Source organism: Streptomyces sp. NPDC018693, from assembly GCF_044391385.1.
Classification (GTDB): domain Bacteria; phylum Actinomycetota; class Actinomycetes; order Streptomycetales; family Streptomycetaceae; genus Streptomyces.
On sequence record NZ_JBIRZZ010000002.1, the window covers coordinates 717,199 to 738,019 of the forward strand.

Annotated in this window: 22 protein-coding genes and 1 pseudogene; 12 read left to right on the plus strand and 11 right to left on the minus strand. The window is 71.1% G+C overall.

Annotated elements, in window-relative coordinates:
- The first annotated feature begins 38 nt into the window (after window positions 1-38).
- Together ACH5AC_RS07735 and ACH5AC_RS07740 are read left to right on the plus strand one after the other, a co-directional pair.
- Window positions 39-1,388, plus strand: coding sequence for a sensor histidine kinase (locus ACH5AC_RS07735; protein ID WP_398860779.1), 1,350 nt, complete (start codon window positions 39-41; stop codon window positions 1,386-1,388).
- The gene (locus tag ACH5AC_RS07740; protein ID WP_398860780.1) at window positions 1,385-2,053 is read left to right on the plus strand and encodes a response regulator; all 669 of its coding nucleotides are present in this window, start codon (window positions 1,385-1,387) and stop codon (window positions 2,051-2,053) included. The genes ACH5AC_RS07735 and ACH5AC_RS07740 overlap by 4 nt, the downstream gene beginning before the upstream one ends.
- 184 nt (window positions 2,054-2,237) lie before the next feature.
- Here ACH5AC_RS07740 and ACH5AC_RS07745 read toward each other — a convergent pair whose 3' ends face one another.
- On the minus strand, window positions 2,238-2,666 hold the full coding sequence (locus tag ACH5AC_RS07745) for a 4-oxalocrotonate tautomerase family protein (protein WP_398860781.1): 429 nt from the start codon (window positions 2,664-2,666) through the stop codon (window positions 2,238-2,240).
- 142 nt (window positions 2,667-2,808) lie between these two features.
- Here ACH5AC_RS07745 and ACH5AC_RS07750 point away from each other — a divergent pair, with 142 nt between their 5' ends.
- Both ACH5AC_RS07750 and ACH5AC_RS07755 read left to right on the plus strand, forming a co-directional pair.
- On the plus strand, window positions 2,809-3,381 hold the full coding sequence (locus tag ACH5AC_RS07750) for a TetR/AcrR family transcriptional regulator (protein ID WP_398860782.1): 573 nt from the start codon (window positions 2,809-2,811) through the stop codon (window positions 3,379-3,381).
- A gap of 68 nt (window positions 3,382-3,449) precedes the next feature.
- A complete protein-coding gene (locus tag ACH5AC_RS07755) occupies window positions 3,450-4,658 on the plus strand; it encodes a cytochrome P450 (protein WP_398860783.1) in 1,209 nt (402 codons plus the stop codon).
- A gap of 236 nt (window positions 4,659-4,894) precedes the next feature.
- Here ACH5AC_RS07755 and ACH5AC_RS07760 read toward each other — a convergent pair whose 3' ends face one another.
- Window positions 4,895-6,511 carry an ABC transporter permease gene (locus ACH5AC_RS07760; protein ID WP_398860784.1) on the minus strand — a complete coding sequence of 539 codons (1,617 nt, stop codon included), beginning with the start codon at window positions 6,509-6,511 and terminating at the stop codon, window positions 4,895-4,897.
- The gene (locus tag ACH5AC_RS07765) at window positions 6,508-7,404 is read right to left on the minus strand and encodes an ATP-binding cassette domain-containing protein (protein WP_398860785.1); all 897 of its coding nucleotides are present in this window, start codon (window positions 7,402-7,404) and stop codon (window positions 6,508-6,510) included. Before ACH5AC_RS07765 ends, ACH5AC_RS07760 begins: the two co-directional genes overlap by 4 nt.
- A 74-nt stretch (window positions 7,405-7,478) precedes the next feature.
- Between ACH5AC_RS07765 and ACH5AC_RS07770 the strand changes: the two genes are divergently transcribed.
- Both ACH5AC_RS07770 and ACH5AC_RS07775 read left to right on the plus strand, forming a co-directional pair.
- Window positions 7,479-7,979, plus strand: a complete 501-nt coding sequence (locus ACH5AC_RS07770; protein WP_398860786.1) for a GbsR/MarR family transcriptional regulator — start codon at window positions 7,479-7,481, stop codon at window positions 7,977-7,979.
- 76 nt (window positions 7,980-8,055) lie between these two features.
- Window positions 8,056-8,679 carry a Uma2 family endonuclease gene (locus ACH5AC_RS07775; RefSeq protein ID WP_398860787.1) on the plus strand — a complete coding sequence of 208 codons (624 nt, stop codon included), beginning with the start codon at window positions 8,056-8,058 and terminating at the stop codon, window positions 8,677-8,679.
- Window position 8,680: 1 nt separating this feature from the next.
- On the opposite strand, the gene ACH5AC_RS07780 is transcribed toward ACH5AC_RS07775, so the two are convergent.
- Window positions 8,681-9,544 (minus strand): diacylglycerol kinase, encoded by an 864-nt coding sequence (locus ACH5AC_RS07780; protein WP_398860788.1) that lies wholly within the window; start codon window positions 9,542-9,544, stop codon window positions 8,681-8,683.
- A gap of 195 nt (window positions 9,545-9,739) precedes the next feature.
- Between ACH5AC_RS07780 and ACH5AC_RS07785 the strand changes: the two genes are divergently transcribed.
- Window positions 9,740-11,023, plus strand: a complete 1,284-nt coding sequence (locus tag ACH5AC_RS07785; protein ID WP_398860789.1) for an adenylosuccinate synthase — start codon at window positions 9,740-9,742, stop codon at window positions 11,021-11,023.
- Window positions 11,024-11,121: 98 nt separating this feature from the next.
- Here ACH5AC_RS07785 and ACH5AC_RS07790 read toward each other — a convergent pair whose 3' ends face one another.
- From ACH5AC_RS07790 to ACH5AC_RS07805, 4 genes are all read right to left on the minus strand, one after another.
- Window positions 11,122-11,565, minus strand: coding sequence for a hypothetical protein (locus ACH5AC_RS07790; RefSeq protein WP_398860790.1), 444 nt, complete (start codon window positions 11,563-11,565; stop codon window positions 11,122-11,124).
- Window positions 11,562-11,828 (minus strand): hypothetical protein, encoded by a 267-nt coding sequence (locus ACH5AC_RS07795; protein ID WP_398860791.1) that lies wholly within the window; start codon window positions 11,826-11,828, stop codon window positions 11,562-11,564. The genes ACH5AC_RS07790 and ACH5AC_RS07795 overlap by 4 nt, the downstream gene beginning before the upstream one ends.
- 115 nt (window positions 11,829-11,943) lie before the next feature.
- Window positions 11,944-12,510: a helix-turn-helix domain-containing protein gene (locus ACH5AC_RS07800; RefSeq protein WP_398860792.1), complete on the minus strand. Its 567-nt coding sequence runs from the start codon at window positions 12,508-12,510 to the stop codon at window positions 11,944-11,946.
- 126 nt (window positions 12,511-12,636) lie between these two features.
- Window positions 12,637-13,032: a hypothetical protein gene (locus ACH5AC_RS07805; RefSeq protein WP_398860793.1), complete on the minus strand. Its 396-nt coding sequence runs from the start codon at window positions 13,030-13,032 to the stop codon at window positions 12,637-12,639.
- 124 nt (window positions 13,033-13,156) lie between these two features.
- On the opposite strand from ACH5AC_RS07805, the gene ACH5AC_RS07810 reads away from it, so the two are divergent.
- From ACH5AC_RS07810 to ACH5AC_RS07830, 5 genes and pseudogenes are all read left to right on the plus strand, one after another.
- Window positions 13,157-13,438, plus strand: a complete 282-nt coding sequence (locus ACH5AC_RS07810; RefSeq protein WP_398860794.1) for a helix-turn-helix domain-containing protein — start codon at window positions 13,157-13,159, stop codon at window positions 13,436-13,438.
- Between the two features lie 67 nt (window positions 13,439-13,505).
- Window positions 13,506-14,081 (plus strand): IS607 family transposase, encoded by a 576-nt coding sequence (locus tag ACH5AC_RS07815; protein WP_398860795.1) that lies wholly within the window; start codon window positions 13,506-13,508, stop codon window positions 14,079-14,081.
- Window positions 14,078-15,535 (plus strand): IS607 family element RNA-guided endonuclease TnpB, encoded by a 1,458-nt coding sequence (gene tnpB, locus ACH5AC_RS07820; RefSeq protein WP_398860796.1) that lies wholly within the window; start codon window positions 14,078-14,080, stop codon window positions 15,533-15,535. The genes ACH5AC_RS07815 and tnpB overlap by 4 nt, the downstream gene beginning before the upstream one ends.
- A 64-nt stretch (window positions 15,536-15,599) precedes the next feature.
- Window positions 15,600-16,151, plus strand: a pseudogene (locus ACH5AC_RS07825) (DUF5753 domain-containing protein); the annotation flags it as partial.
- A 2-nt stretch (window positions 16,152-16,153) separates the two neighbouring features.
- Complete coding sequence (locus tag ACH5AC_RS07830) at window positions 16,154-16,405, plus strand: DUF397 domain-containing protein (RefSeq protein WP_398860797.1); 252 nt, start codon at window positions 16,154-16,156, stop codon at window positions 16,403-16,405.
- Here the strand turns inward: ACH5AC_RS07830 and ACH5AC_RS07835 are convergent.
- The 3 genes from ACH5AC_RS07835 to ACH5AC_RS07845 form a co-directional block, all read right to left on the minus strand.
- The gene (locus ACH5AC_RS07835; protein WP_398860798.1) at window positions 16,386-18,167 is read right to left on the minus strand and encodes a serine/threonine-protein kinase; all 1,782 of its coding nucleotides are present in this window, start codon (window positions 18,165-18,167) and stop codon (window positions 16,386-16,388) included. The two genes, ACH5AC_RS07830 and ACH5AC_RS07835, sit on opposite strands and share 20 nt — an antisense overlap.
- An 82-nt stretch (window positions 18,168-18,249) precedes the next feature.
- On the minus strand, window positions 18,250-19,221 hold the full coding sequence (locus ACH5AC_RS07840) for a hypothetical protein (RefSeq protein WP_398860799.1): 972 nt from the start codon (window positions 19,219-19,221) through the stop codon (window positions 18,250-18,252).
- Window positions 19,218-20,723, minus strand: a complete 1,506-nt coding sequence (locus ACH5AC_RS07845) for a M48 family metallopeptidase (RefSeq protein WP_398860800.1) — start codon at window positions 20,721-20,723, stop codon at window positions 19,218-19,220. The genes ACH5AC_RS07840 and ACH5AC_RS07845 overlap by 4 nt, the downstream gene beginning before the upstream one ends.
- Between the last annotated feature and the right edge of the window lie 98 nt (window positions 20,724-20,821).

Here is a 20,821-nt window from a genome sequence, read left to right on the forward strand (position 1 = left end):
GGACGACCCCCGGCGCGGCCCCGGCCTACGGTGCTGACGTGACCGAGACGACGCAGCCTCACCCCCACGACCCGTACAAGCCGCGCAGCCCCGAGGCGAGGGCGACGCTGGACGCCCTGCGCGGACTGCGGCAGGAGCTCTTCCAGGATCCCTTCGCCTACCGCCCCCTGCCCCGCACGGGCGTGGACGGCCCGCTCGTCCGCCGACTGCCGGGCCACCTGCGGGAGTACGCGGCCTGGAGGCACCATGCGCTGATCACGGCCGCCGGCCTGTTCGCGGTGCTGGTCGCCTCCGTGGACAGCGAGGCATCGGGCGCGGCACTGGCCCTGATGGTGCTCTCGCTGGGACCGGTCCTGCTGACCATGGTCCGGCCGGTCGGCGCGTTCTGGGCGTCCATGGCCGCCACCCCGCTCTCGGTCCTGTTCAACGACACGGGGGGCGACTGGCCCTGGACGCCCAGCAGTTTCGTCAGCCACCTCGTGGTGCTCACCGTCGTGGCCCTCCGCACCCGGCCACGCACGGCCGCGTGGATGTGGCTGCTGACAGCGACGTACGGCGTGATGAGCGAGACGATGTTCGGCTGGGGCCACTCCTACGACAAGAACACGCTGCCGCTGCTGTTCCTCTCCGCAGTGGCTCTCCTCGGTGTCACCGTCTGGCACATACGACGGGACGCCGAGCAGGAGGTGACCGCCCAGCAGACGGTCACCGCGCACGAGCGTTCCCGCCGCACCCTCCTGGAGGAGCGCACCACCATCGCCCGCGAGCTGCACGACGTGGTGGCCCATCACATGTCGGTGGTCGCCATCCAGGCGGAGGCCGCCCCCTACCGGGTGGAGAACCCGCCGGAGGAGCTGACCAAGGCGTTCGCCACCATCCGGGAGAACGCGGTCGCGGCCCTGACCGAACTGCGCCGCGTGCTGGGCGTGGTCCGCGCCGAGGACTACGAGGCCCCGGACGCCCCCCAGCCCACCCTCGCCGACCTGGACGCCCTGCTGGCGAACGTACGGGAGGCCGGCCTGACCGTCGAGAAGGTGGTCACGGGGGCGGTACGGGAGCTGCCGCAGGGGGTGGAGCTGTCGGCGTACCGCATCGTCCAGGAGGCGCTCAGCAACGCCCTGCGCCACGCGCCCGCCGCGACCGCCCGCGTGGAGATCGGGTACGTCCTCGGCGGCCTCGGCCTGCGCGTCGTCAACTCCGCGCCGCCCGTGCCGTCGCTGCTGAAGCCGTCCCCCGGAGCCGGTCACGGCATCACCGGCATGCGGGAGCGGGTGACGATGCTGAACGGTGAGATGACGACGGGCCCGACGGCCGACGGCGGCTACGAGGTGACGGTGTTCCTGCCGGTGCCGGTGCCGGTGGCGATGACGGACGGGGACGAGGCATGACCAGGGTCCGGGTGCTGATCGCGGACGACCAGATGATGGTCCGCGAGGGTTTCTCGGTGCTGCTGAACGCGATGCCGGACATCGAGGTCGTCGGCGAGGCGGTCAACGGCCGGGAGGCGGTGGACCGGGTCCGCGAACTCTCCCCGGACGTCGTCCTGATGGACATCCGCATGCCCGAACTGAACGGCATCGAGGCGACCAGGGAGATCGTGGCGGCGGACGGCTCGGCGAAGGTCCTCGTCCTGACCACCTTCGACCTCGACGAGTACGTCTACCAGGCCCTGCGCGCCGGAGCCTCCGGCTTCCTCCTCAAGGACGCCTCCGCCCGCCAGCTCGCGGAGGGCGTACGGGTGGTGGCGGGCGGCGAGGCCCTCCTCGCGCCCTCGGTCACCAGGCGGCTCATCACCGAGTTCTCCAAGCTGACCGAGGGCCCCCAGCTGCCCCCCACCGCCCATGCGGCCTACGGCGACCTGACCGAACGGGAGACGGAGGTCCTGGTCCTCATCGCCCGGGGCCTGTCCAACGCGGAGATCGCCGAGAACCTGGTCGTCGCCGAGTCCACCATCAAGACCCACGTCAGCCGCATCCTGGTCAAACTGGGCCTGCGCGACCGCACCCAGGCGGCGGTGTTCGCGTACGAGGCCCGGCTGGTGAAGCCCGCCTAGGCCCTGCCCGGCGGATCAGGCCGCGGACGCGGGGCGTGGCACGCACATCTGCCGCGTTGTCGTCAGTTGTCGACGCTCCGCGTCGACGCCTTCCTCCGCCTTGCAGCTGCACGCACCACGCCCCGCTCGCCTGTGCTGAAGAGGCGCCGTGGCCTATACCGCGGCCTGATCCGCCGGACAGGGCCTAGCCGGCGCTGGCGGCTTCCGTGATCGCGGTGACGAGGTCGTCGCCGGTGTAGGCGCGGCCGCCGATGCCCCAGCCTCCGTCGGGGGCGTTGACGATGTTGATCCAGATGTCCGCGCGGTCGTGCCCGGCGATGGTCAGGGCGTCGACGACGTCGGTCGCGGCCGCGATGAAGGCGGCGCGGGACTCGACGCTCGGCAGGCCGATGTTGGGGAGCTTGAGCTCGACGATCACGACGGCCTTGGGCACCCCTCCCGCGTGGATCTGCCCCGGTTCCACCAGGTGCAGGGTGGCGCCGACGAGCGGGGCGAAGAAGGTGTTGCCGGTCAGGCCGGTGGCCTCCAGGAGGGTTTCGGTCAGTCGCGGCAGGATGTCGCGCTCGCCCTCGGGGGTGAGCACGTCGCGGGGCGCGATGACGGTGATGGGCATGGACGGCCTCTTCTCTGTTTCCGGTGTTTCTTTCCGGCTGTGCGGTCTTCCCGGCCTCTCGCTAGTACGTACGTCCTAGCGACCTCCGCAGCATGGAGTAGGATGCCCGTACTAGTCAAGTCGGAGTGGAAAGGCGGCGGGGATGGCGGCCGACACACGTGACCGCATGATCGACGCGACGGTGCGGGCGCTGCGGCGCAGCGGCGTCGCGGGCATGTCCTTCACCGACGTCCTCAGGGACAGCGGCGCCGCCCGCGGGGCCATCTACCACCACTTCCCCGACGGCAAGGCCCAGCTCGTCGCCGAGGCGGCCGCGCGCAACGGCCGGTCCGTGCGGGATCGGCTGGCCGGGATCGCCGCCGACGCCCCGGGGGCCGTCGTCGAGGGGTTCCTGGAGGCCGTCCGGCCGGTGATGGAGGACTCGGTCGACGGCAGCGGCTGCGCCGTCGCGGCGGTGACCGTCGGCCTGGGCCCCGACGACGAACCCCTGCGCCGGGTGGCGGCCACCGCCTTCGCCTCCTGGACCGACCAGCTGGCCGAACGCCTCACCACCGCGGGAGTGGACCCCGCCGAGGCCGCCGACCTCGCCGCCCTCCTCATCGGCCTCCTGGAAGGCGCCCACCTCCTCTGCCGCGCGCACGGCACCCTGGAGCCCTTCGAGCGGGCGGCGCGCACGGCCGCGGACCTGACCCGTCACCGCTATCCAGCGGCGTAGCCGAAGCCGACGTGGACGACAGGGGACACCCCTGGTCAGGGGGCGTTTTCGTCGGCTAGCGTCCGTCCATGGCAGCCTTCGACCCCTGGGACCCGGCGTTCCTCGCCGACCCCTACCCCGCCTACGCCGAGCTTCGCGCCCAGGGCCGGGTGATCCACTACGAGCCCACCGACCAGTGGCTCGTACCGCACCACGCCGACGTGTCGGCGCTGCTGCGGGAGCGGCGGCTCGGGCGGACCTACCAGCACCGGTTCAGCCACGAGGAGTTCGGGCGGACGGCGCCGCCGCCCGAGCAGGAGCCGTTCCACACCCTCAACGACCACGGGATGCTGGACCTGGAGCCGCCGGACCACACCCGGATCCGGCGCCTGGTGTCGAAGGCGTTCACACCGCGCACGGTCGAGCGCCTGAAGCCGTACGTACGACAGCTCTCGGCGGACCTGGTCGACCGGCTCGTCGAGGCCGGCGGCGGGGATCTGCTCGCCGATGTCGCCGAGCCGCTGCCGGTCGCCGTGATCGCCGAGATGCTGGGCATCCCGGACGGGGACCGGCCACTTCTGCGCCCCTGGTCGGCCGACATCTGCGGAATGTACGAGCTGAACCCGTCGCAGGAGACGGCGGCGAGGGCCGTACGGGCGTCGCTCGACTTCTCCGCGTACCTGCGGGAGCTGATCGCCGCCCGGCGCAAGGAACCCGGCGACGACCTCATCTCCGGGCTGATCGCGGCGCACGACGAGGACGACGACCGGCTGACCGAGCAGGAGATGATCTCCACGGCCGTGCTGCTGCTCAACGCCGGGCACGAGGCCACCGTGAACGCCACCGTCAACGGCTGGTACGCCCTGTTCCGCAACCCCGACCAGCTGGCCGCCCTGCGCGCCGACCACTCCCTGGTGCCGGGTGCGGTGGAGGAGCTGATGCGGTACGACACCCCGCTGCAGCTCTTCGAGCGCTGGGTCCTCGACGACATCGAGATCGACGGTACGACCATCCCTCGCGGCGCCGAGATAGCTCTCCTCTTCGGCTCCGCCAACCACGACCCGGCCGTCTTCACCGACCCGGGCCGACTGGACCTCGGCCGCCCCGAGAACCCCCACATCTCCTTCAGCGCCGGCATCCACTACTGCATCGGCGCGCCCCTTGCCCGTATCGAACTGGCCGCCTCGATGACCGCCCTGCTGGAGCGGGCGCCGACGCTGGCGCTGGGCGCGGCCCCGGAACGCAAGCCGAACTTCGTGATCCGGGGCCTGAATTCCCTCCCCGTCACCCTGAGGTAACCCAGGGGGCTCCGCCCCCTGGACCCCCGGACCTATGCCCACCCACCACCCGTTTCCACTCAGAAAAAAGCGAAGCTCGCCTCCCCTCACCCGGCGCCCAAGACCCCGGCCCGCTGTCTTCTGGCCCGTCCGGCGTTTGAGGACGAGGCCCCTTCGGGGCCGACGGGGGTCCAGGGGGCGGTAGCCCCCTGGGGAGGGGACGGGTAGGGGCGGCGGGGGCGAGGAAAAGGTCGGGGTCAGGACGTCGTGAGGTCCCGTCGCCGCAGGCCCGTCAGGCCCGCCGCGACCAACGCCACCGCCCCACCCAGCAGCACCAGCACCGGCGGCCAGTCCATCGCCACGCCCGGCAGCCTGGGCAGATGACCGAAGGGGGAGAGGTCCAGGACGGCCTGGGGCAGATCGAGCGCCGGGCCGATCCAGCCGAGGAGGAGAACCGCGCCCGCCACCCCCCACGCGGCCGGCGCAAGCCGAGGCGTGAGGCCGTACAGCAGCAGGGCCACCCCACCGACCAGCCAGATCGCCGGAAGCTGGACCAGGCACGCACCCAGGATGCCGCCGACCTCCTCACCGTGCCCGGCCGCGAACCCCAGCCCGGCCAGCAGCATGATCCACGCCGCCCCGCCGAACGCCACCACCAGATGCCCCGCCGCCCACGGCAGCCGCCCCACCGCGTTGGCCAGCACCGGCTCCGCCCGCCCCGAGGTCTCCTCCCCGTGCAGCCGCAGCACCGACGCCACCACGTACAACGACGCCACCAGACCCATCATCCCGACCATCGACGCGAGGAACGCGTTCTCCAGCCCGCTCTGCCCGCCCATCCGCTCGAAGATCTCCCGGGCCTGCTCGTTGTCACCGACGATGTCGGCCACCCCGTCCGTCAGCCCGCCGTAGATCACCCCGGCCAGGAAGAACCCGATCGACCAGCCGAACACCGCCCCGCGCTGCAGCCGCCACGCCAGCGCGCCCGCCGTGCCGAGACGGCCGACCGCCGGACCGGGGCGGGTGGGCAGGAAGCTCATGCCCACGTCCCGGCGCCCCGCGAGTGCGTACGCCGCCGCGCCCTGCCCCGCGATCGCCGCCGCGAACAGCAGCAGCACCCACCACCGCTCGTCCGCGAAGGCGCGCAGGTTCGACAGCCAGCCGAGCGGCGACAGCCAGGTCAGCACCGACGAACCGTCGTCCGCGGCCGAGTCCCCCGCAGCGCGCAGCACGAAGGCCAGCCCGAGCAGCGCCGACGTCAGCCCCCGCGCGAGCCGGGCGCTCTCCGTGAGCTGCGCGACGATCGCCGCCATGGTGGCGAAGAGCATGCCCACCGCCGCGATGCCGAGCCCCAGGGCCAGCGCGCCGCCCGCGCCCTGGCCGGACAGACCGGCCGTGATCAGCAGCGCCAGCACACCGTTCGCGACGGCCGCCGCGAGCAGGGCCGCCGTAAGGGACGCCCGGCGTCCCACCATTCCGGACGCGACCAGCTCCTGCCGGCCGCTCTCCTCCTCGTCGCGGGTGTGCCGTACGACGACCAGGAGGCTGACGGCGGCCGCGAGCATGGCCGCGTAGACGCCGGCCCGCCAGGCCGTCAGGGCGCCCAGCGAGTCGTCGAAGACGGGGCCGATCAGGGCGCGGAAGGAGGAGTTGGTCTCCACCTGCCGCAGCAGGTCGGCGCGGTCGGCCGGGGTGCTGTACAGGCCCTTGAGGGTGTTCGGCATGGTCAGCACCATCACCGAGGTGACGGCCACCCACACCGGGATCATCACCCGGTCGCGGCGCAGCGCGAAGCGCAACAGGGTGCCGGTACCGGCGAGTTGACCGGTTCCGGTCCGCCGGACCGCGAGCGTCGTCGCCGTCGTCGCCGTCATCGCTCCGCCGCCTCTTCCTGGTAGTGGCGCAGGAACAGCTCCTCCAGGGTCGGCGGGGTCGAGGTGAGCGACCGTACGCCGGACTCGCTCAACTGCCGCAGCACGGCGTCGAGTTTGTCGGTGTCGACCTGGAGTCGGACCCGGCGGCCCTGGACGTCCAGGTCGTGTACGCCGGGCAGGCGGGCCAACCCGTTGGGCGGGCCGGCGAGTTCGGCGGACACGCTGGTCCGGGTGAGGTGGCGCAGGTCGGCCAGGGAGCCCGTCTCCACGGTGCGGCCCCGGCGGATGATGCTGACCCGGTCGCACAGTTCCTCCACCTCGCTGAGGATGTGCGAGGAGAGCAGGATCGTACGGCCGCGCTCGCGCTCCTCCGCGACACAGCGCTGGAAGACCTCCTCCATGAGCGGGTCCAGGCCGGAGGTCGGCTCGTCGAGGATGAGCAGGTCGACGTCCGAGGCGAAGGCGGCGACCAGGGCGACCTTCTGGCGGTTGCCCTTGGAGTAGGCGCGGCCCTTCTTGGTCGGGTCCAGCTCGAAGCGGTCGATCAGCTCGGCGCGGCGGCGGGGGTCGAGACCTCCGCGCAGTCGCCCGTACAGGTCGATGACCTCGCCGCCGGAGAGGTTGCGCCACAGGGTGACGTCGCCGGGGACGTAGGCGATGCGGCGGTGCAGTTCCACCGCGTCGCGCCACGGGTCGCCGCCCAGCACCTGGGCGGCGCCGGAGTCGGCGCGCAGCAGGCCGAGCAGGACCCGGATGGTGGTGGACTTGCCGGCGCCGTTCGGGCCGAGGAAGCCGTGCACCTCGCCGGAGCGAACGTCCAGGTCGAGGCCGTCCAGTGCGCGGGTCGCGCCGAACGACTTGTGCAGGTCGGCCACCGTGATTGCGGTCGTCATGATTCCGAACGTACGCTGCCTTCAGAAATTTGTGAAGTTAAGGAAGCGTATAAATCGCTGGCTAGGATGGGCGCATGAGCGAAACACCTGGTGGGGAGCGTGAGCGCGACACCGAGGCCGTGTCGCGGTTCGTGGAGCACTTCGCGGCGCAGCTCGTCGAGGCCGGTCTGCCGAGGATGCCCGCCCGTGTCTTCGCCGCGCTGCTCGCCTCCGACAGCGGTGCGCTGACCTCCGCCGAACTGAGCGAACAGCTGCGGATCAGTCCCGCGGCCGTCTCCGGTGCGGTGCGGTACCTCTCCCAGGTGCACATGCTCTCCCGCGAGCGGGAACCCGGGTCACGGCGGGAGCGGTACCGGGTGCACAGCGACCAGTGGTACCAGGCCCTCGCCAACCGCGAGGCGATCATCAAACGCTGGGAGGACGCCCTGCGCGAGGGCGTCACCAGCCTGGGCCCCGATACCCCGGCGGGCCACAGACTGGCCGAGACCCTGGCGTTCTTCGAGTTCCTCGAGAAGGACGTCGCCGACATGATGGAGCGCTGGCGGGTGTACCGGGCGGAGCGGTTCGGCGGCTGAGGGGAACCGATCACCGTGACGTGTTGGGTCGGCTACTCCAAGTGGCGACTGGTTCGTGTCGAGGGGAGGGCGCATCATGACACTCATGGCAGAGCGACCGGTGATCAGCGGCACGGAGCCCCGCAGCGACTTCGAGAGGCAGCTGGACCTCCTCGACGAGCTGAACCTGCCCGACGGCTACAGGGCCGAGATCATCAGGGGGAACATCGTCGTGTCGCCGTGGTCGAAGGGGTACTACACCCGCGTCATGAAGCTGGTGTGCAGTCGGCTTGAGCCGTATCTCCCCGAAGGGCACATCATCGAGCGGACGCCCCAGCTGTTCGTCTTCCCGGGGGTGGAGCGAGCGTGCGGGCCGGACATCCATGCCGCGCATGAGCGTACGTACGAGACCGACAGCGACCGCCTGGACGGAGAGGGGTTGTCCTTCGTCGCCGAACTCACCTCGGGCTCCACCCGGGACAGGGATCTCACCGACAAGGTCGATACGTACGGGAAGGCGGGCGTCCCCGTCTACCTGGTCCTCGACATGCAGGAGCAGCAGGCCACGGTCTACTGGGCGCCCACGGCGAAGGGGTACAGGTCGAGCTGCTCGATGCCCATCGGTGAGAAGCTCCCCATCCCCGCGCCATTCGACTGCATCCTCGACACCGACGGCTTCGAGCCACCCGCGCGGAAGGCCGAAGAGCGCAGCGAGGACTGACTCACGGAGCCACCGGCAGCACCAACCCCAGCGCCGCCTCCCGTACCGTCCAGGTCCGTCGCCGAACCGGCCCCGTCACCCCCGAGTCCGCCCGGTAGCGGAAGTCCGTGCCCGACACCGAGATCCGGCGCCCCCGGGCCAGCAGGGGGGACGCCTCGGCGCCCACGGAGACCGGATGGACCTCCACCTCGGCCAGTCCGGAACCGCCGGGCATCACCGTCACCGTCTCCACCGGCTGGTCCAGGTCCACCAGCGTGTGCCCGTCGACCTCCACCCGCAGCCGGGCCGGCCCGGGCGCGGTCGTGGAGCGGGCCGGGCGGGAGGGGACCAGGGTGCGGACCAGGGACTGGCAGGTCCGCAGCCAGGGCCGGGACGGGCCCACCGCCGACGCCCCGGCCGGCGACGGACTCGCTTCCGCCTCCCGGAACCCGATCGGCGGAATCCGCAGCCCCCCGACCACCACCCCGTCGCTGTCGTCGACCAGCAGATCCAGCCGCCGCTCCGCCCCGTCCAGCACGGCCCGCGCCGCCGCCACCGCCCCCGTCGGCACCCCCAGCGTCCCGGCCAGCGCCAGCGCACCCCCGACCGGCACCATCGACAGCACGCATCCGGCCAGCTCCCGCTGCCGGTGCAGCACCGACACCGCACGCACCAGCGCCCGGTCGTCACCCACCACCACCGGCCGCCGCGAGCCGCGCCGGGCCAGCGCACGGGCGAATTCCTCCGGCCCCTCCGGAAGACACACCTTCGTCGCCGCACCCGCGCTGAGCACGTCTTTCGCGATCCGTACGGACTCACCGTCCGTCTGCCGGGCCAGTGGATCAATGACCACCAGCAGCTGATCGGACGTCGCGAAAGTCGCCACCTCGGTCCTGCCTCGCTTCCTCGGGTAGCATCTTTGTGCAAGAGCCCCTTGCGCTATTGCGCCAGGGGCTTCGTCTATTCCGGGGCACCCGGTCCGACGGTTGTGCGGCCAACGACGGCCGCGGTGGTACGCGGCGGAACCTTACGCGTACGCCCCTGACCTTGGACATGCCCCGCCCGGAAGGGGTGTACGCGCGTGCCCGCACTTGTGCTGCTCGGTGCTCAGTGGGGTGACGAAGGCAAGGGAAAGGCGACCGACCTGCTCGGTGGCTCGGTGGATTATGTGGTGCGTTACCAGGGCGGCAACAACGCCGGCCACACGGTCGTCGTCGGCGACCAGAAGTATGCACTGCACCTCCTCCCTTCCGGAATCCTGTCCCCCGGCTGTACGCCGGTCATCGGAAACGGTGTCGTTGTGGACCCGTCGGTCCTGCTCTCCGAGCTGAGCGGGCTGAACGAGCGAGGCGTCGACACGTCCAAGCTCCTGATCAGCGGAAACGCGCACATCATCACGCCGTACAACGTGACGGTCGACAAGGTGACGGAGCGCTTCCTCGGCAAGCGGAAGATCGGCACGACGGGCCGCGGCATCGGCCCCACCTACGCCGACAAGATCAACCGCGTCGGGATCCGCGTCCAGGACCTGTACGACGAGTCGATCCTGCACCAGAAGGTCGAGGCGGCCCTCGACGTCAAGAACCAGATCCTCACCAAGCTGTACAACCGGCGCGCGATCACCGCCGACCAGGTCGTCGAGGAGCTGCTGGGCTACGCCGAGCAGATCAGGCCGTACGTCGCCGACACGGTCCTCGTCCTGAACCAGGCCCTGGAGCAGGACAAGGTGGTCCTCTTCGAGGGCGGCCAGGGAACCCTGCTCGACATCGACCACGGCACGTACCCCTTCGTCACCTCCTCGAACCCGACCGCGGGCGGCGCCTGCACGGGCGCGGGCGTCGGCCCGACGAAGATCAGCCGGGTCATCGGCATCCTGAAGGCGTACACGACCCGCGTCGGCGCCGGCCCCTTCCCGACGGAGCTGTTCGACGAGGACGGCGAGGCGCTGCGCCGCATCGGCGGCGAGCGGGGCGTCACCACCGGCCGTGACCGCCGCTGCGGCTGGTTCGACGCGGTCATCGCCCGCTACGCGACCCGCGTGAACGGCCTGACCGACTTCTTCCTCACCAAGCTGGACGTCCTGACCGGCTGGGAGCAGATCCCCGTCTGCGTCGCCTACGAGATCGACGGCAAGCGCGTCGAGGAGCTCCCCTACTCCCAGTCCGACTTCCACCACGCGAAGCCGGTCTACGAGACCCTGCCGGGCTGGTCGGAGGACATCACGAAGGCCAAGACCTTCGCCGACCTCCCCAAGAACGCCCAGAACTACGTCAAGGCGCTGGAGGAGATGTCCGGCGCCCCGATCTCCGCGATCGGCGTGGGCCCGGGCCGGGACGAGACGATCGAGATCAACTCGTTCCTGTAGACAGTGGCTGCAGGAAGCGGCTGCAGGAAGCGGCTGTAGGAAGCGGCTGAGGGGAGGGCACCGAGGGGTGCCCTCCCCTATCTGCTTTTCTGCCGCCGTCAGCTCTGCTCGACGATGCGGATGGTGCGGATGCCCGTACCCCGGTACCGGGTGGGCGTCCGGGTCAGGACCGGACGGCCGCGCGGCCACTCGACGGTGGGCAGGGCGAGGTGCAGGACGTGCGCACCGCTCCAGTCCGGCTCGTCCTTGCCGTCGTCTCCGGCGGCCGCTGTCCGCAGGCGCTTGCCCACAGCGGTCGCCGCCGAGAAGTCGAGCCCTTCGACGCGGATGGACGGCAGCGCGCCCAGATGCTCGGCGACGCCCGCGCGCTCACGCTCGGCTGCCGCGAGACTGAGGGCCGGAATGTACACGCACAGCGCGGGATCTTTCTCAGCCTCGACGACCAGCCGCGACGCCATGCTGTTCCCGGCCCCGAGGGCGAGGGCGGCGGTGTCGTCGAAGATGACGGCACGCGGCAGCGGATAGCGCTCCCCGTCGCTCACTGGACCTCCCCGATGCGCCCGGCCTCCAGGTCGGCCCACAGCTTCTCGCCGGCCTTCTCGTCTTCCTCGGTGTACGGCCGCCCCAGGAAGTGCTCCTCGACGTACGCCCGCGTCTCCTCATACCGCTTGCGCAGCTCCTCCTTGGTGGGCGTGGCCCCGGCCAGCTCCGCCACGAGGTCGCGCATGCTCATCCCGCGATCCCGGGCCAGCTCCTGGAGACGGTCACGGACGGTGGGGTCGACCTTGATCGTGGTGTCAGCCATGAGCACAGTATACCGACGGTATACCGTCTCGGGGCGTACGAGTGTGACGGTCATCGACACTCCGTTTCTTTCGAGGGGCCCGGCACGCGGACGCGCGCCAGGAGTCTGTGTTCGCCTACGCGGCCGCGGCCCTCCGCACCGGGCGTCCGTGCCGGAGGCGGCTCTCGACGAGGGTGGCGGGGGAGTACACGCAGGGCGGCAAGTCGCTGGTCAGCGCCGCGCGGATCTGCGTGTCGGTCGCCCCCGCGTCCCACCACGCCACCACCATCGGCGCCAGCCGCCACACCGCGGAGGCGCCGAGGAGGAGCCGGCGGTCCGCGATCCCGAGGGACCCGAGCAGCCTCGCGGCATATGCCCGGCGCTCGGCGAGCCGAAGTTTTTCGGAATCACCCGTAGGGGGATGGGCTTCGTACGGAACCTCGAACACCTCGTAGGAGGTGGGGAGTTGCCCCACCCGCCGCAGATGCCGCGATTCCTCCAGCTCACGCAGGGCGCGAACGACCCGCGCCCGCCCTTCCTTGAGGTCCCTGGCGAGGGTGCGGACGCTGATTCTGGCGCCGGCCGGGAGGCGCAATAGGTACAGGAGTACGCCTGCCGCGCACCAGGAGATGCTGGGGTCGTCGAGGAAGGCGTGCGAGAAGCCTGAAAGCGCGCGCGTGGGCGACGTACGATGAATCCGCATTGGGAGGGCTAGCTCCTGGTGTCGAGCCCCCGGGTGTTGGCGCACCGCGGGGGCATTTCGTTTGGGTCGTGCTGGCGTGACTCTACGGGCACGGAAAGTCACAACTGCAAGTTGCATCCGGTGTTTTCACTCCGCAGAGTGAAGCGTCGTGTGCAGCAGCAGCGTGTGGACGCGGTCGTCGGGGTCGGTCGGGCGGTAGCGCCAAGCCAGCGGCCAGGTAAGGCCGCTGAGGGCTGGGATCGGGATGTACGAGACGTGGCTCGGGCCTGCGGTGAGCCGGGTGACGTCGGGCGGCCAGGCGCGGTGGGCCGTGCTGCCGACCCGGACCAGGAAGTAGACCGCCCGTCTTCCGCCGGCCGCCTCGATGATCGGGCCGGGCGCGCCGCGCGTCAGGTGGGCGAGGTGATCGGCGAGGTCCCGTCCGCGCTCGCCGTCCACCCGTACGGCGTCGAACTGGACGCCCGCCCTGTGGAGTTGGATGCCGGTGGCCGGGACCCACTTCAGGTCGGTTTGCGTATTCACGGGACCAGTCTTCGCGGTCGGAGCTACCGTTTCCATCACTCTCAGTCGACCACCGGCAACGGTCGGAAATCGGCGTGAGTCAGTTGAGTTCGGTTGAGTTCGGTTGAGACCGGGGGTGACCGCAATGGCGCGGGCTGAGAACAAGTCGGAGGCGGGCGGTACGGCGCATCTCGTGGCCGCACTGGCGAAGGCGTTGCGGGAGCAACTGGGGCTCTCGCAGACCCAGGTGGGCGAGATGACCGGCTACACGGCGTCGGCCATCAGCGCCATGGAGACGTGCGCGCAGCCCGCGAGCGACAAGATGCTCGTCAAGCTGGAGGACGCGATCGGGGGCGGGCTCGGCGTCTTCGAGGAGGCGCGGCGCTGGATGCTGCTGGAGAAGTATCCGGTGCGGTTCAGGGGGTGAAGGCTGCTACAGATTTTCTAGTCATTTATAGTCACCTCTAGTCGTGTCTCTTGAATATCTTGGTCTTGTGAAGCTTTCGGAGTGGGCGCGGCAGCAGGGCGTGAGCTACCAGACCGCCTGGCGGTGGGTGAAGGACGGGAAGATGCCCGTCCCTGTCCGTCAGGCGCCGTCCGGGACGTGGCTGGTTGACGAGGTCGCCGTCCAGCCGTCCGGGCGTGTGGTGGCGTACTGCCGCGTGTCGTCCGCCGACCAGAAGACCGACCTCGAGCGGCAGGCGGCCCGGGTCGTGGCCGGTGCGAACGGGCTGGGTCTGGCCGTCGCCGAGGTCGTCACCGAGGTCGGCTCGGGGCTGAACGGGCGGCGTCGCAAGCTGCACCGCCTGCTGTCCGACCCGAACGCCACCGTGATCGTGATCGAGCACCGCGACCGGCTTGCCCGGTTCGGCGTTGAGCACCTTGAAGCCGTCCTGTCTGCCTCCGGGCGGCGGCTGGTTGTCCTCGACCTCAGCGAGACCACTGACGACCTGGTGCGGGACATCACCGAGGTGCTGACGTCGATGTGCGCCCGCTTGTACGGGCGGCGGGCGGCGCAGAACCGTGCGGCCCGCGCGGTGGCCGTGGCGACCGGCGAGGACGCCGGATGAAGAAGTTCCGTCCGCAGCCCGGGTTCGTGGTGCAGGCGTTCCGGTTCGCGCTGGACCCGAACGCCGTCCAGGAGCGCGCGCTGCGTTCGCACTGCGGTGCCGCGCGTGCCGCGTACAACTGGGCTGTGGGCTGGGTCGAGGCGTCGTGGTGGCAGCGCCGCGCGGAGGAGACGTACGGCGTCCCCGAAGAGTCGCTGGCGGAGTGGCGGCCGTGGTCGCTGCCGTCGCTGCGGAAGGCGTTCAACGCTGCCAAGCACACCGACCCGCGTTTCTCCGCCTGGTGGGAGGAGAACTCCAAGGAGGCGTACTCCACCGGCCTGTCGAACGCGTCAGCCGCGTTCGACAACTACGCCAAGTCGAAGAACGGCAAGCGCAAGGGTGCCCGCATGGGTGCGCCGCGGTTCAAGACCAAGCGGAAGGCGCGTCTGTCCTGCCGGTTCACGACCGGCACGATCCGCGTGGACGCCGACGGCCGGCATGTGACGTTGCCGAGGCTGGGCACGATGCGTACCCACGAGCCCACGGTGAAGCTCCTCGCCGGCGTCCAGGCCGGGACGGCCCGGATCCTGTCCGCGACCGTGCGCCACGAGCGCGGGCGCTGGTTCGTCTCATTCCAGGCTGAGGTCAAGCGCGACCTCGAACGCGTGGCGCGGCCGGACGTGGCAGTCGGCATCGATCTCGGCGTGAAGATCCTCGCGGTGATGGCCGACAGCACCGGCGAGATCCGCACCGTGCCCAATCCCGGGCACTACGACCGGGCGCGTAAGCAGCTGCGCCGCGCGTCCCGCGTCGTCTCCCGACGCCAGGGCCCCGACCGGCGCACCGGACAGAAGCCGTCGAAGCGGTGGGAGAAGGCCAACACCCAGCGGAACAAGGTCCACCACCGGGTGGCGAACCTCCGCGAAGACGCCCTGCGCAAGCTCACCACAGCCGTGGCGGCCGAGTACGGCACCGTCGTGGTCGAAGACCTCAACGTCGCCGGGATGCTCCGCAACCGGCGCCTCGCCCGCAGGATCGCCGACGCCGGATTCGGCGAGATCCGCCGCCAGCTCACCTACAAGGCCCGCCAGCGCCACGCCACCCGCATCATCGTGGCGGACCGCTGGTACCCCTCCTCGAAGACCTGTTCCGGGTGCGGCGCGGTGAAAGCCAAGCTGCCGCTGCACGTCCGGACCTACGAATGCGATGCCTGCCACCTGGTCGTCGACCGGGACGACAACGCCGCGCTCAACCTCGCCGCGCTCGCGGCAGCCGCAGTAACTGGTACCGGAGTGGCCGGAGACCAGGACACCGCCCCGGCGGTGTCGAAGCCTCGTGGAGCCGACCGGAAGACCCGCGCCACCCGCACCCGTCGCAAGACGAGTGCGGGGCGGGCAGGCGGCGCAACCCTGCCGCAGCAGCGGCAGGAAGAAGCGAGAGACCGTACTCAAGCCGAAGCCCTCACGCTTTGGTGATGAGACGGACCTTCCGGGCAGAAACGCCCGGAATGCTGAAACCTGACTACGGTCTCGGCAACGGTTCTCGGAGATGGAGGCAGGGGCGGTCACTATCTCGTCGTACGAGACGCTGGTCGTCGACGGTCTCTTCCAGACGGAGGAGTACGCAAGGGCGTTGATCGGCGGCAGCTTCCCGCCCGTCTCGGAGCAGAAGCGGGAGGAACTGGTCGAGGCCCGGCTCGCCCGCAGGCGGCTTTTCGAACGGGAGAACCCGCCACTCGTCGAATTGATCCTCGAAGAGAGCGTGTTGCGGCGACCGTTTGGCAGCTGGGAGGTCCTCCGGGGCCAGTTGCGTTCGCTCGCCGAGGATGCGCAGAGGGACAACGTCTGCGTGCAGGTGCTGCCCCTGGACCGGGGCCTGCGCGGTACGTACGCGGGGGATCGCAGCGCCATGAAGCTTCTGACGACCAAGGAGCACGAGCACGTTGTCTACATGGAGATCGAGGACCAAGGCATTCTGGTCAGCGACCCTCCCGAGGTATCCCAACTCGCGCACCGCTATGCGAAGATCCGCGCACAGGCACTGAGTCCCGACAACTCCCTGAGCCTCATCAAGCGGTTGGCAGGAGAGTAGCAATGACCAGCACCGGAAGCCTTCGGTGGTTCAGGTCGAGCCACAGCGACAGTGGCGGCGGAGCCTGCGTCGAGGTCGCTTTCGACTGGCGCAAGTCGTCGTACAGCGACGGCGGTGGCGGTAACTGCGTCGAAGTAGCTCACCAAGCCCCCCACACCATCCACATCCGCGACTCCAAGCAAGCCGAAGCCGGGCCCATAGTCACCGTCTCCGGCGAGGCATGGGCAGACTTCCTCACGTACGCCGCAAGGTGAACGGAGCTGTCGGTGCCTCGCAGTCCTGGTCCGAGCGGGGCTCGTCGAGCACCGGTGGTGTCGTGCGCAGCGCCGAGTTCGTGTCCAGGACTACCGCCCGCCAGGTGCAGGTCCGGCCGTCGGAAGTGCGCGTGCCGGTGACCGACGGGTCGCCGATCGTGCCGCTGTCCACGCGAACCATCCAGCCGTGGGACTTCCATGTGCCCAAGTAGGGCTCGGGGATGGGAACACCCGGGCGTCCGGCCAGCCGTACGGAGGTGTTTGTCCCCGGCTTGTAGTCCCACACGGGGCCGGGCGGAGCTCCAATCAGACGAATGGTGCCGAGGTTCGGACACACGCCTACCGAGGCGCCCTCGGGCAAGATCACCTGCTGGTTGATGGGCCGCGTCATCGTGGCACGGTCCGGTGCGGACGAGACGTCGGCGAATGTGCCCCGGCACACCGCATCCGGCGTCGCCGCCAGAAACACTGGGCTGCTGCCGTCGCCCTTCGCGGACAGATGGAGGACGAACGGCCGCTGGCCGAGATACTCGTTCACCTGGGCCTCCCACTCGCCGAACAGATCGTCCAGCAGGTTCGCGGTCTCCTCCTGGGCGACCGGTTCGTCGCCGCCCAGGGTCGGGCTGCCCAGCAGGTTCCACAGCAGCACCCCCGCCACGGCGACGGAGAGAACCCCGGTGGCCGCGCCTAGAGCCGTACGGACGCGGGTACCGAGCGCGGGAGCCGTGCGCAGGACACGCGGCGGAGTAATCCCGGCCTCCGGAACGTCCAGCGGGTCGCGGCGGGGGAGCGCATCCGGGACGTCGGGGAACTCCGGCCGCTCCGGCTCGGCTTGCACGTCCTGTTCCCTGCGCGGAGCGTTCAGCAGGGGCTGGGCCGCCACCTTGTCCAGTCGTGCCAGGAGCGGACCCGGCAGCCAGGCGCCCGCCGGGGCCCGCCGCGTCAGGTCCATCAGTTCCGGTACCGACGGCCGCTCCTCGGGGTCCTTCTCCAGGCACCGCTGTACGAGCGGACGGATCACCTCGGGCACGGCGTCCAGCTCCGGCTGCTCGTAAGCGATCCGGAACAGCAGCGCGTGCAGCCCGCCGTCGCCCTGGCCCCGGAACGCGGAGCGCCCGGTGGCGGCGTACACCAGCACACTCCCCAACGAGAACACGTCCCCGGCCGGAGTGACCCGCTCGCCCCTGACCTGCTCAGGTGACATGAATTCCGGTGTCCCGACCAGGGTTCCGGTCCGAGTGAGGGTGGTGTCCAGCGTGGCGTCGAAGGAGTGCGCGACGCCGAAGTCGATCACGCGGGGACCATCGACGGTGAGCAGGATGTTGGACGGCTTGAGGTCCCGGTGGACGAGGCCAACGGTATGGATGGCGTCCAGGGCCTGAGCCAGGCGGTGTGCCAGGACGTGAGTGGAGGCGGACGGCAAGGGACCGAAGTCGCCGCGTACGACGGCTCGGAGGGTCGGTCCGGGGACGTACTCGGTGGCTACCCAGGGCTGTTGGGCCTCGGTGTCGGCGTCCAGGACGCGAGCCGTCCATGCCCCGCTCACCCGGCGCGCGGCGGTCACCTCGCGGGCGAACCGTCGCTGGAACTCGTCCCGTTCGCCGGGGTCGGCGTCGGTGCGGATCATTTTCACGGCCACGGTGCCGGCGTCCCCGTCCGCCTCCTGGGCCAGATACACCCGGCCCATACCGCCCGCGCCGAGCCGGGACAGCAGGCGGTATGGGCCTATGTGTGACGGATCGTCAGGAGCCAAGGGCTGCATGGCTTGGGATCATTCCAGAGATCGGCCCGGGGCATGGACCGCTTCACAACATGTTGTTGATGACGACGCGGCGATTCGGTTTCTAGGGCTGCGGTGCCGACAGTGCCCACAGGGCGGTCAGCAAGGTCGAGATGATGAGGGCGAAGCCCACGATTGCCGTGAGGGTGCCGCCGCCCATCAGGAGGCCCGCTGGGATGCCCAGGGCGGCGCCGGTGGCGGCGGTTCGGGCGCCGGGGAGCCACCAGGGGGTGGCGCGGAGGTTGTCCGGGAGGACGAAGGCGTCGCGCAGGTCGGCGCGGGCGGCTGACCAGTCGTCGAGGTGGACGTGCCGGGGTGGGTGGGCGCGGAGCCGGCCGAGCGGGACGAGCGGGGTGCCGTCCGGGAGTTGCACGACGGCTCGGCGGCGGGAGCTTCGTACCGTCACCGGGGTCTCGCCGGTGCAGTCGTCGAGGGCGGGGTGCCACATGACGCGCTGCCAGGAGGGGCGGTGCGTGCCGGGGGCGGTCAGGGAGAGCCAGATCGTCGACATGCCGCGCCATACGCGGACCCCGCGGTCGCCCTCGTGCACGGTGGCCGTCATCGGGTGGGCCGTGCCTCGCCGTGCTGTCCGGCGGAAGCGCAGGCCGCGCCAGGCCCAGATGGCGCAGAGGGCCGCGGCGCCGGGGGCGGCCAGCAGGATCGGCACCTCCAGGTCCTCCTCGGCCGAGGTCTCGTCCGCGTCGGCCGGGAAGCCCTTCGGGTTCGGCTCGGCTGGGTCGTAGGCGACGCGGAACCGCTTGCCCTCGGCGTAGCGGCCGGTGTCGTAGACGGTGAAGCGGTCCACGTGGGTGTGGCCGTCGGTGTCGGTCCAGCGGACGCGGATGTCGTCGGTGTCGCCGATGCCGTCCTCGACGACCAGGCCGTCGGCGGTCGCCGTGGCGTGCGCGCGGGCGTCGCGGTACTGGTGGGCGTGCCAGCCGAGCCAGGAGGCGAACAGGGCGTAGCCGAGGACGGTGACGAGGATGCCGAACAGGGCGACGCGCAGGGCGGGGCGGCGGGTCGGGGCGAGGCTCACAGGGTCACTTCCTTGGTACCGGTGGCCGTCGCGAGCAGGGCCCGCACCGGCGCGGGGTCCCCGCTCTCCAGCGCCTCGGTCAGGAGAGCGCGCAGGTCGAGGACGGTGCCGTCGGGCGCGGTCAGTACGGTGCTCAGCCAGCGCCCGGTGTAGGTCCAGCCCGCCTCGCGCAGGATCCGTTCCAGTACGGAGCTGATGGCGCTGCCGAGCACGGCACGCCCGGCCGCCGGACGGACGGCGGCGGGTGCCTTGCGCAGGTCGGGTTCGAGCCGCCGGGCCAGGTGTGGCCAGCTGCCGTCGGCGATGGTGTCCAGGGCGTCGGACAGGGCGTCGGCGTGAGACGTCCGGTCGGTGGCGGTGAGGAGGGGCAGCGGGCCGTCGCCGTCGACGGCGCGGTCGATGAGGGTGCGCAGCCGGTCGGGGTCGAGTTCGAGGAGGCGTACCGGGCGCAGGGCACCCGGCTCCACCTTCGGGTCGTCCCCGGCGGCGGCCAGGGACGCCGGGCCCTCCGGTTCGACGAGCCGGGCGACACACCACCGCTCGATGGCCGCACCGTGCTCCAGCCGCAGCGGTACGTCACGGAAGGGGCGGTCGGCCGGCGGCACGGCGTCCGGCAGCGCGGCGACGCGCACGTCGGTCGGTGGGTGGCTGTCCGACCCGTAGGGGTCGATCCGCTCGTCCTCGGCGGCCTCCCGGGCCGCGAGGCGGACGACGTACGGGTCGCGCAGGGCCGTGTCGAGGGCGTCGTAGAAGTCCACGGGGTACGCCCCGTCCTCCTCCAGCGCCAGCGACCACTGGCCGCCGAGGCCGTGGAAGGCGGCGGCGAGTACGCCGGTGCGCTCCAGCGCCTCGCGGGTGGCCGCGGTGCCCGTTGTTCGGGCCGCGTCGGCGTCGGCGGCGGTCTCCGCCCGCCAGACGATGGGCTGGGAGGCGCGCAGCAGGGGCGCGGCGAGCGGGGCGAGGAGGGGACGGAGAGCACCGTCGAGGCGGTCGTCGAGCGTCGCGCGGGCGCCGGCCAGCCAGTCCGTACGGCGGCTGCGCACATGCTGCTCGTGCGCCAGTTCGTGGGCGATCACCGACGCGAGCTGGGCCTCGGTGAGGTGCCGCAGGAGGGGCAGGCCGAGGACCATCACGTAGGTGCGCACACCCCTGACCCGGACGCGGGCCACGGCGGCGTCCGGTTCGGGCACGATCCGTACGAGCAGCGGCGCGCGGAAGCCGAGCCGCTCGGCGGCCTCCCGCACCAGCGCGGCCAACTCGGGCTCGTCCCCCGGCCGCACGGCCCGCCCCGGGAGGGGCCCGCCCCCCACGGCGCCCTGGACGATGCCGAGCACCGTGAGAGCGATGACACCGAACACCCACTCCTGATCCCCGATCAGAAGCAGAACGAGCGGTATCACCACCACGACCAACGGCGACCAGACGACCGCGAGCATGGCCCCTATCAGCAGCCACTCCCGCACGGCCCGGACCGCCCCGCCCCCCGACGGCTGCGTCCCCATCAGCGATTCCCTCCCCTGTACGGCCAGGGGATCTTCTCCGGGGACGCGACTTGTTGTCCATTAATTGTCGCTGTCCGGCCGGTGAATGCGCACGGGCG